Origin of the sequence: Caballeronia jiangsuensis, from assembly GCF_046030135.1 — a bacterium.
Classification (GTDB): domain Bacteria; phylum Pseudomonadota; class Gammaproteobacteria; order Burkholderiales; family Burkholderiaceae; genus Caballeronia; species Caballeronia jiangsuensis.
In genome coordinates, this window is record NZ_JAQQDB010000083.1 from 1 (window position 1) to 6774 (window position 6774).

The window sequence follows — 6774 nt, forward strand, 5'->3', positions numbered from 1 at the left end:
AGTTATCCAGCAAGCCGGGTTCCATTCTCATTGTCATCGCGAAGGCGTCGAACGCGTCGGGAGTTCGTCCGCCTTCGAGCACCGGGGCAATCATGGCCAGCATCTGGGATTCACAGCGGCCCACCGTGAAAGATGCTGTTCTCCGCCGCTCCCCGCCTGATGCTGGACCGGATGGGGAACCGCAAAGGACTCGACAGCATCTAGCAGCTTCGCAAGTTGGACCGGCTTCCTAAAGTAGGTGGTCCAGGGCGGATTCAAATGCTCAGGCTCGGGGTTACCGGACAGCAGAATGATGGGCGAGCGACGAAATATCACGCGGCTGCGGAGTCGAAAGCAAAACTCAACCCCATCCATGACAGGCATCTGCCAGTCGGTGACGACTACATGAGGACAATGTGCGGCAAGTAGTTCCAATCCTCTGCGACCATCCTCGGCAGCCAGGACGCGATGCCCAGCATGCTCGAGGGCGAACTGCAAGCTCGAGAGATTCGTTTCATTATCATCGAGCAGGAGGACGGTGGCCATGGTGCACACTGAGTATGCCAATTTCACAGCAACGCCCGTGCCGTGAGCACCTTGGCGTTCATCCAGACCGGTTGCGGTAACCGCCGCAGCCCTGCCTTTGGTCGAGCTTATTCGCGGTCAGTGTGCCGGACCAAGGCGTACACGTGACGCAGCAGGACATCGACTTGGACTGGCTTCTCGACGACCACGTCCGCTAGCCTTTAGCGTCGATTCCTCGCACTGCGGACCAAAGCCGGAGCCGGACGTTCTGAAGGCGCTCGTCCGCACGAACTCGCCGGCAGCCCTCCAGTCCGTCAATTCCCGGCATCATGAAATCGGTAATTATGAGGTCCGGCGAATGCGCGATTGCCTTTGACAGGCCTTCGTTACCGTCGGCTGCCGAGATTGCAACCATTCCTTCTAACTCAAATACCAGACACCAGACGTCGCGGGTGCTGCGCTCGTCGTCGATGAGCAGAACAGTGGGCGGTCGCGTAATTGTGGACATTTCTATACCGCCCCATCGGTTCCTGCCAAACTGAAGAGGGAGTAGCCAAATCGTTCGTGCCGCGACGCGTGCGGGTTTGCACCCACTAACGAACAAACGACTTAGCCACAATCGGAGGTCGAGCGCTGTGCGAATTCGCTCCATTCGACGGCAGCAATTGTCACGACGGGAGCGTTCGCAACCCCAGCGGTAGCGAATTACGGCCGACGGCACGCTGCGGCATCCGTTATGGTTATCTCGGATGCCGTTGAGCATTTCGCGACCTCGCCGGCACGCCACGCAAAAACCCGACTTTGGTCAAGGAGTTGGGCTACACGAGACCTGTCGCTGTGGCCGGGCCCTCCCTCGGGACACCGATTGCGGTACAGGCCATCTATGTTTTACTGTATTGCCGGGGCGCCTTCCCGCGCCGCTAGACGAAAAGTAGACAAGCCCACCGACGCACACCATACGAACGATGAGTACGCGAGTGAAATGGCCCGCAGAGTTCCCTGACTGCGCTGGATGGGCAGGCGAGATGGCGGAGCGCATAGCCGCTTTCGATTGGACCTGCACGGCTTTAGGTCCGATAGAACGCTGGTCGCATAGCCTCCAATCGGCAGTGAGGTTCGTGCTCGCATCGCCGCTGCCACTTGTGATGCTGTGGGGGAAGCCCGGAACCATGATTTACAACGACCCCTATGCCGCATTCGCGGGCGGCCGGCATCCTTTTCTACTTGGCAAACCCGTTGAAGAAGGATGGCCGGAGATTGCAGACTTCAACAGGAACGTCGTCGATACCTGTCTTTCTGGCGGAACGCTATCGTACAAAGACAAGGACCTAACCCTCCTGCGCAGTGGTAGACCGGAGCAGGTATGGATGGACCTTCACTACTCTCCGGTCACAGAGGACGACGGTCGGCCGGCTGGCATTATTGCAATCGTCTTTGAAACCACCGAGAAGGTGCTCGCCGAACAAGAAAGGCGGGTCGCAGAAGAGAAGCTGTTACGGCTTACCCAAACGCTGGAAGAGCGGGTCGCCGAGGCTGTCACGGCCCGTGTTGCAGCAGAAGAACGCTTTCGCCAGGTGCAAAAGCTCGAAGCAATCGGAAATATGACCGGCGGAGTCGCACACGATTTCAATAATGTGCTGCAAATACTTTCGTCAAACGTGGAACTCGTCCGGCGAGCGACGCGAGAAAATCCAGCGCTCGACGCCCGCTTCCGCGCGATGTCATCAGCTATAAGCCGCGGAAGCAAGCTCGCGTCGCAAATGCTAGCGTTCGCACGTAGACAGCCGCTCAATCCAAGGACTCTCAACCCGACGAAGCTGCTGGAATCGATGTCCGAGTTGATGTCTCGAGCGCTTCCCGAGACGATAGAACTCAACGTTTCGGTCGCGCAAGACGTTCACAACGTCAAGGTCGACCGGAATCAGCTCGAGAATGCGTTGCTCAATCTGGTCATCAACTCGCGTGATGCCATTGACGGGGCCGGACGAATACAGGTAGACGTAAGCAACTTCATTGGCAAGGATAGACTGGCGAGCGGTTCGACCTTGCCCGCTGGCGACTACGTCAAACTTGCAGTCACCGACAATGGAAAAGGCATGTCGGAAACGGTTCGCGCCCGCATGTTTGAGCCGTTCTTTTCGACGAAGCCCGAAGGGCATGGAACCGGATTGGGACTCAGCATGGTGTTCGGCTTCGTGACACAGAGCGCGGGATTCATCGACGTCGAAACCGAGCTTGGACAAGGCACCACCATCTCCCTCTACTTCCCGGCGTGCGACGGGGAAGAAAGCGCCGACGAGCGGGCTGCAAATCGCCATGCACTTCATGGCGGAGAAACGATTCTGGTCGCGGAAGATGATTCTGAGGTACGTCTCGCTGCAATCGACATGCTGGCGCAGCTTGGGTATAAGGTTTTGTCGGCACACGATGGCGACTCCGCGCTCGCAGTATTGCAGCAAGACGCGCGCATCGACCTGCTCTTCACAGACGTCGTGATGCCTGGAACGGTGCGAAGCAGTGAGCTGGCCGCCATTGCCAGCGCTCCCCCGCATCGGGCGGCGGTCGTCTTTGCGTCCGGTTACACGCGCGATATTATCTTCCATGAGGGCAGACTGGACGAAGGCGTGACACTGTTAGCAAAACCATACAGCCTGAATGACTTGGCCGCTGCGGTTCGCCTCGCGCTTGACTCTCGAAAATGAAGATAGCGTTCCGCATAAAGGTTTCGGTTATCCCATTTTGAGCGGTGCGGGTGCGTAACCACTAATCGACGAATGTCGGCAACATTTGAGAGCGATATGCTGCTGCGTCCGTAGGCACCGCGAGCCCGTGCATGGTCTTAAAATCATCCGCGACGAGCGTTCGTTGGGCGTGACGCGGCGTGGGGACTGCACCCCTGAACGCAGACAGATTCTAGCAACACGCGAAAAGGCACTTGGGTCCTTAACCCACCTCATTACACATAAGTCGTGACAGTGGCGCGCCGCGAAAAGTCGTTTACGGTCAATGACATAGCGGAGGGGGTTGTAAACTCTTTCGGACTGGCGTTAACTCTTGCATTTTGGGCGGCACATGACGCAAGAGAAATCGAGCTGGGCGGCGGCAGAACTCAAGGGCATCGATTTTGGCGATGAACGCCTGAACAAGCGCGCCGTGTTACTGGCTGAGCGGCTGGCGGAGAAGCCGACGGCAAGCATTCCCAACGCATGCGGCGGCTGGGCGGAAACGGCGGCAGCGTATCGCTTCCTGGCGCAAGAGGAGCTGGACTGGCGCGACATCATGGCGCCACATTGGCAGAATTCGACCGAACGGATGCGGGCGTGCGAAGTAGTGCTATGTATTCAGGACACCACGCAGTTGGACTTTAACGGCCAGACCGTCACAGGCTTGGGTCCGCTGTCGTATGAAGCGCAACGTGGGCTGTATCTGCACCCGACTTACGCGGTAACGCCATCGCGCGAACCGCTGGGCGTGCTTGACGCCTACATGTGGGCGCGCGAGCCGAAGGGTGCGGATGGCATACGCCCCGGCATCAAGGAAAGCACCCGCTGGACCGAAGGATATGAGCGGGTTGCCGAACAAGCGGCCGCACTGCCTGCCACGCGACTGGTCTATGTGGCTCACCGGGAATCGGACATCATGGCGCTGATGGTCAAAGCAAAGGAATTGGGCCACCCGGCGGATTGGTTACTGGGCGCGCAGCACAATCGCACCTTGCCTGACGGCGGCAAGCTGTGGGACCAAGTGACGGCGTGTGAGCCAGCGGGCAGGATTCACTTTACGCTGCGAGCCCGTCAGGCTCAGCCTGCGCGCGCGATACGGCAGCAGGTTTGGGCACAACGTGTCGCGTTGTCTGATGCTGCGGGCGGCGTGGTGAGTGCTACTTGCATCGTCGCCCGCGAGGTTGACCCACCGGCAGGCGTCAAGCCGATTGAATGGCGACTGCTGAGTAATCGCGAGGTGAAGGACCTTGAGGCGGCGGCGCAGCTTATTGACTGGTACCGCGCGCTGGGAGGTGGAACTATTCTTTCACGTACTCAAGAACGGCTGCCGGGTGGAGGCGTTGCAACTCGCATCGATGGCACGGCTTGAGCGCGCCTTGGCGCTGTTCATGGTGGTGGCTTGGCGCATCGCTCGGTTGATGCGGCTGGGTCGAACTTGCCCGGACCTCGACGCAGGGCTGCTGTTCGAGCGCGATGAATGGCGCGCGGCATTCATTCTCAACAAGAAGAAACCGCCGAAGAGCTCACCGCGTCTGAATGAGGTCGTGCGCTTGGTCGCCATGCTCGGCGGCTTCTTGGCGCGCAAAGGCGACGGCGAACCCGGAGTCAAGACTATCTGGCAAGGCCCGCAGCGAGTGACAGATTTCGCCGCCGGCCTCAGATACGCCCGAGAACTGGGCGACTGACTTATGTGTAATCAAATGTCCTTAACCACCCATGAGTTGTTGAGGTCCGGCTGCCTCGTGGATGCAAGGGCCCGTTCTTTTCGTCAAAATGCCGCTGACGACTTGGAGGTGCTTGAGATTCCCCTTGAGCGCTGTTACACAACGCAACCGGTCGTCGCGCTTCCTGACGGCAAACAAGCGCAAGATAAATTGACCCTGCGTCGTTGAAGACTTCAGTAATATTGGCTGGCGGGCTTGATAGGGCCCGCTTCTTAATCCGGGCACGTCCCAAACTGTGTTTTAAATAACATTCGCATTCCGCGCCTTTCATTTATGCTTTTCAGGTCACTATCGCACAATGAATGACATGACAAAATTCGCGATGGGGTTCCAGTGGTGGACAACGCGCTGTATCTCGGCACGTGGACGTGTACCTCGCGTCCTTGTCGTCGACGATAACAGTAATGGTGCCGATGCACTTGCGACTTATCTCGGACTCGGCAGCAAACTTAAAGTGGCTGCTGTTTATGGCGGCGCAGCCACAATCGCAGCAGCGTGCGTCTGGAAGTCCGATGTCGTTCTGCTCGACATCTCTATGCCGCAAGTCGACGGCTTTACGGTTGCAAAGGCACTGAGAGGTAACGCGCGTACTGCATCCACCGTCATTGTTGCTCTCACAGCGCACGACGAAGGCGTCGTTAGGCAAAGGTCATCCGATGCGGAGTTCGATGCCTATTGCCAAAAAGGCCTTATGCTTGACTCCTTGTCGAGCTTACTTGTTAGTTTCACGCAAAGCGGCCGCACCGAGATGAACAACGTATCCTAGTCTAGCATTTGATGCGCCGCCGGGAAGTCGAGAACAACGGTGACTCAAGAAGGGACAGCCTTCCGTCTGGCGTTCGGAGCTTCTCGGAAGGAGGCGCTTACTTGGCTACGACCACCATGTTCACGAAGCAGTCTCGAAGAGCTTGCCTTGAACTCTACAAGTCTGCGATTTCGTCGTCATCCTCGGACGGCTCAACGAACTCAAAAGTTGTTCTCAAGAATCTCAACTCGGATTTCCTCGGTGTTGCCCTCGATGCAACTCGGTTAGGTGGCGCAGCGACCACTCGAAAGTCGTAACGCAATGCGCTTGCGTAAGCGACGAATACGCCTTCTTCGTCTTCGCCCAGAATATTGTTGTGGACGAGAGAACGCCTTTCCTGTTCGAAGTCTTTCTCCGTCAAAGCGAGGCGCTCTTCTTCTCGGATTACCATATTGCGGGCTGATTACGCAGTCGGTGGGGAGCGGCACGTTCGTGCGGGCCAGAGCCGCGAGCACGTTTCCCGTAAGAAGTCGGGAGCACGTCGAACCGCCTTCCGCAGAGCAGACCAGTGGAAGCGCGAATGCTCTTTGAACCACTGATGCCGCGGCTTATAACGCGCAATGCAACAGGAGCCGACTTCACAAAGATGGTTGAGTGCATTGACCGCTCCGAAGCAGCCCAAACCATCGAAGAATTTGAGCCTCTTTTGAAATCAGGGTGGGTGGTTGTGCGGGTCAAGGGCGGGCGTGAGCCCGGCGCAGCGAACCCTTGAGGCGCTTTGAATCGACAAGCTGGGACATGGCTGGTTGCGGCAGAATGCGGCAACCAGCCATGCAAGACAAAGCGAAAAATGACGAATCAACTCTTTGAAGCCGCCCTGGGAATCAAGGCACCGTGGTACGTGCAAGGTGTCGACTTTGATACGGCCAAACGACAGCTGACGATTGCTGTGGACTTTGTCGCAGGAAGTCGCTTCGCCTACTCCGGGCTCGCCGGTGAGCACCCAGTGCACGACACGCAAATCAAGCGGTTGCGCCACCTGAATTTCTTCCAGCACGAGTGCTATCTTGAAGTGCGA

General features: G+C 57.8%; 4 protein-coding genes and 2 pseudogenes. 4 read left to right on the forward strand and 2 right to left on the reverse strand.

The genetic code is table 11. The features are described 5' to 3' along the window. Positions 1 to 90: 90 nt before the first annotated feature. Positions 91 to 525 (reverse strand): response regulator, encoded by a 435-nt coding sequence (locus PQR08_RS38270; protein ID WP_408164407.1) that lies wholly within the window; start codon positions 523 to 525, stop codon positions 91 to 93. A 193-nt stretch (positions 526 to 718) separates the two neighbouring features. After that, on the reverse strand, positions 719 to 1267 hold the full coding sequence (locus PQR08_RS38275) for a response regulator (protein WP_408164409.1): 549 nt from the start codon (positions 1265 to 1267) through the stop codon (positions 719 to 721). Positions 1268 to 1469: 202 nt separating this feature from the next. Between PQR08_RS38275 and PQR08_RS38280 the strand changes: the two genes are divergently transcribed. The 4 genes and pseudogenes from PQR08_RS38280 to PQR08_RS38295 form a co-directional block, all read left to right on the forward strand. After that, a complete protein-coding gene (locus tag PQR08_RS38280; RefSeq protein ID WP_408164411.1) occupies positions 1470 to 3206 on the forward strand; it encodes an ATP-binding protein in 1737 nt (578 codons plus the stop codon). A gap of 370 nt (positions 3207 to 3576) precedes the next feature. Then, positions 3577 to 4912: pseudogene (locus PQR08_RS38285) on the forward strand (IS4 family transposase). A gap of 337 nt (positions 4913 to 5249) precedes the next feature. Next, complete coding sequence (locus PQR08_RS38290; RefSeq protein ID WP_408164412.1) at positions 5250 to 5717, forward strand: response regulator; 468 nt, start codon at positions 5250 to 5252, stop codon at positions 5715 to 5717. A gap of 829 nt (positions 5718 to 6546) precedes the next feature. Continuing rightward, positions 6547 to 6774: pseudogene (locus PQR08_RS38295) on the forward strand (ISL3 family transposase); the annotation flags it as partial.